General features: G+C 54.0%; 1 pseudogene. It reads left to right on the forward strand.

Annotation, left to right across the window (positions count from 1 at the left end):
* Positions 1-1,886 precede the first annotated feature (1,886 nt).
* A pseudogene (locus AC1Q6Z_RS35205) lies at positions 1,887-3,247 on the forward strand (IS110 family RNA-guided transposase).
* The last annotated feature ends 111 nt before the right edge of the window (positions 3,248-3,358 follow it).

Raw genomic sequence — 3,358 nt, forward strand, 5'->3', positions numbered from 1 at the left:
GAATGCTTCATTCCGTCCGTCTCCTTGATACGACGGACTCTACCAAAATCTGGAGGAAGTTCAGGGGCTCAGGTCACCGTATATAACTAGGTGCTGCGGCAGCCCAAACCCTCCATCTCTGGCCAACGTGAAACGCCCTTGCACACTATCTCATTTCTTCTCTGAGACGAACAGAATGAGGTCAATCCTTCCGAGACCGAGCTAACCTCCGCTGCACATGATTCACTAATTTCCCCTCACGGTGAGGTGTCTAAATGCTTGGCCAAGATAAGTGCCCTATAAAGGAGAGGCGCGAACAATTTTGGGATGCGCCTCTAACACCCAGCTATGACAAGCGCAGAATTCGCATGGAGACCGTACCCAGTAAAAAGGAGCGTGTTGCCGATGTACCTACTGCCCTGCTATTTATCTGGGAAATACATTCTCAGAGCGGTATCTTTTTCACGAGTCTGTGATGCTAATCGATACCTTTAGATCCGGAGATCCCTCTTTTCGCGACGGAGAGCGAGTTTATTCGAGTCCGTCCAATTTGCGAAAACATAAATCAGTTAGAGCACGAATATTGCGAGTTCCGATCGGCTTGATTGATCGAGCCGCGACCGAAGATCTAGATCTTCGCAACATGATGGCGGATTAAAACGGCGTATCTTGCCGGTTCTCTAGGGCAGCACCGTGACACAAGAATGATGCGCGACCGCTAACAGAAACCGACTACAAGCATGCCCGCTCATTTCTGGCGAAAATAGAATTGGTGCTCATTTATATGCGATGGTGGGCACTCTCTGCGTCGACACGGCACTGTTAATATTTCCCTACATACGGAAGACCGGACCTACGATGGCCGAATGTGCATCCGAAGAACAGCAGAAGTCATGGCGATGAAAAGGCCCAAGTCTAAAGGGGGCGGACGAGAAATGACTAAGTGCCGGCATCACGCGCGTGCTTGGGTGGGAATGAGGTATAACGAACCGCGTTGAAGTCAAATTTTTGTCGCCATTCACGTTGTCTTCACTCAATCCAGTTTCCAACGCGCAGAGAGCCACGACAGCCTTACAAAAATTTAAATACGATCCGAGTGTGCTTTTTGCGCCCTTTGCGGGCGTGGTTTCTAGGTCGAGGCACGAATGCTCCACCTCTTATACTTTGGGCGGCGAGACCTAGAAGTTACCGGTGATCTTTAAAGTAATAGATCGTTAAGATCGCTCGAAGAGCGAACGCCGATTTAGAACATAGTGGTCTTGCGCACCTCCTCGTCTACCGATTTATCTCCCTGTATGCGATTGTAGTCGCGAGAATGCGTCGCGAGATTTCACGTTGGGAAACGCGCCTGAACTATTTGTTTTCGACACCGCGAACCTGGCTTCAGACCCTGACAGCTGTCAGGGTTTTTTCACTGCTCAGAAAGCTCAAGGCTCGGCTTACCGCCGCCGCCTTTTGCTGTTAGCGCCAAAAACAACACACTAGATCAAGTAGGGACGGAATATTTTGCGCTTGCCGATCCAAAAATAGCGATTCACGGCTGCGCATGAACTGCACAACTCCCGATGCCTGCCGAAGAGCCAAATTAGCTAAAGGGTCTTAGCCGGCTAATAAAATCTGATAACGTGTACATTGAGATACGCGCGGCCGAAATCATGGCCTTCGGAGTGGTGGCACAACAAATGTGCACGACATATTAGCATCACTTGAGTATGAGCCCCAGAGTTGTCGAGGCTGCCGGAGGGGAGTTGCCGACTGCTTATTGGAGGCGTTCGACCCCGTTAAAAAACGTTGCACATGGGCTGTTGCGAACTTGAGAGTGGTGACGCGGCTCTGGCGGCGATCCCGGTTAGGAAAATGACGAACTTGCGCGGCCGAGCCCCTCCCCAACCAAAGGAGGAGAAGCCATGCCCAAGACAAGATCATCTGCACCACAGAACCTCACCCGTTTGAATCCGTGCGCCGCCGCCATCGACATCGGGTCCACTATGCATATGGCGGCGGTCTATCCGGACAGTGATGACGTGCCGATCCGCCCTTTCGGCACCTTTACCCACGAACTGCATGACCTCGCCACTTGGTTCCGATCTTGCGGCGTCACAAGCGTGGCGATGGAGTCGACCGGTGTCTACTGGATACCGGCACTCGAGATTTTAGAGCAGCACGGATTTGAGGTGATCCTCGTCAATGCGCGTTATGCGAAGAACGTCCCCGGCCGGAAGACCGACGTCAACGATGCGGCATGGCTTCGCCAACCGCATTCCTATGGTCTGTTGCGCGGAAGCTTTCGGCCGAACTCACAGGTCGCGACACTGCGTGCTTATCTGCGCCAGCGAGAACGGCTGGTCGAATACGCGGCGGCTCATATCCAGCACATGCGAAAAGCTCTCATGGAGATGAACCTGCAGCTCCATCATGTCGTCTCCGACATCACCGGCGTGACGGGTATGAAGATCATCCGGGCGATTGTTTCCGGCGAGCGCGATCCCGACGTCCTGGCGTCTTTGCGTGACGTTCGCTGCCACTCTTCTATCGAAACGATCAAAGCATCGTTGATCGGCAACGATCGTGATGAGCATGTGTTTGCTCTTTCCCAATCACTGGAGCTTTACGACTTCTATCAACTGAAGATGCTCGAATGCGGCCACAAGCTGGAAGCATCGATTGCCACGATGACTGCTGAAGTCGAAGGGCCGCGCGCGCCGCTGCCAAAAATCCGGACGAAGACCAAGCAGGCGAATGCACCATCCTTTGATGTCCGGGCGGCTCTATACGGCCTTACGGGCACAGACTTGACGCAAATCCACGGCCTCGGCTCCTCTCTCGCCCTCAAGCTCATCGGCGAATGCGGAACGGATTTGCGGGCATGGCCCACTGCCAAGCACTTCACATCATGGCTCTGCCTGGCTCCCGGCAACAAAATATCTGGCGGAAGACTTCTCTCGTCGACAACCCGCCGATCATCGAGCCGGGCAACCGCACTCTTGCGGTTGGCAGCCACCACTATTGGCCGAAGCGACACGGCACTGGGTGCATTTTACCGGCGGTTGGCCGGCGCATCGGAAAGCAGAAGGCCGTGACGGCGACGGCACGCAAGATCGCGGTTCTCTTCTTCAATGCCCTTCGGTTCGGCATGGCTTATCGTGATCCTGGTGCTGCCGCTTATGACGAACGGCATCGCGGTAGGGTTTTGGCAAACCTGCAACGACGCGCCCGGTCTCTAGGCTTCCAGTTGGAACCCATGATTGCCGAGACGAGTGTTTCTTAGGAAGCGGCCGCGTATTTCGCCAGGGATGCAAAGTGAAGTACGCGTTGATTGCCTTGCATCGCTTGCAGTTTTCCGTGCGGACGATGTGCCGTCTTCTGCGGGTTCATCCCA

It is taken from the genome of Shinella sp. GW835-FHT14H05, assembly GCF_058793575.1.